Origin of the sequence: Halomonas sp. 25-S5 (assembly GCF_029889845.1) — a bacterium.
Taxonomy (GTDB): Bacteria; Pseudomonadota; Gammaproteobacteria; order Pseudomonadales; family Halomonadaceae; genus Halomonas.
The window spans coordinates 1-776 of the sequence record NZ_JARANV010000076.1; the positions used below are offsets into that span (position 1 = coordinate 1).

Genomic DNA, 776 nt, shown 5'->3' on the forward strand with positions numbered 1-776 from the left:
CGTGACACGCTTTGCCGATCGACTCCCGCCGCCCCCTGGTTGCGGTAGACCTGTAGCCAGGCACTCTCCAGGGTCGACGAGCGGTGTACCTTGTCGATCAGGCTGAACCACTTACGTCCTTTGACGCCGTTATCCAGCGCCGCCAACATGCGATCCGTCCAGATCGAGCGGTCAACCCCCGCCATCGTGGTGGCGGATGATGACGCCTCTTGTTTAGCCCCACCATGGGGCACTGTCGATGCTGTGCCGTTGCGTTCGCTCATCTCTGGTCATCTCTCGCATCCATCTTCCTGCCTCCCTTCCCTCGGCGCAGGTTCTGTTCTCTGCGCCTCCTGTGCGGCACCTTGGCGGTAGGCAGAGTCCGCGCTCCAGCATCTCCAGATCCCGGCTTTCGCCGGGATAAGCCGTGGCCAAGGCGTGATCCGCACGCCGGTACTATGAAGGCTCTGACTCCTGGCCGCCGTCACCTCGGCCGCCAGGTCTCCCCGCTTATCTCGTGCACCCTTCCTGACGTTCCGCCTCCAACCACCTGGCAGGTCCCGTCGTCGCTTTAACCGCCATCACAGCGCGACGGGTGGGTTTCAGGCTTCGCTACCTCCCAGCGAGCTCGCCACCTGACCCGGCCGAATCGAGTTCGTCATCCTGCGGACCGCCAGTTCGCTTCCGGTTGCTCTCCACCCCGCCTCGCGGCGACGCAGTTACCTTCGGCTACGGGGCCATGGCTTACCCCGACTCGGACTTTCACCGAGTTGTGTGCACGCCTTCACGGGCGCACT

Annotated in this window: 1 pseudogene; it reads right to left on the reverse strand. The window is 64.0% G+C overall.

The features are described 5' to 3' along the window. Positions 1 to 263, reverse strand: a pseudogene (locus OP498_RS18435) (hypothetical protein); the annotation flags it as partial. Positions 264 to 776 lie beyond the last annotated feature (513 nt).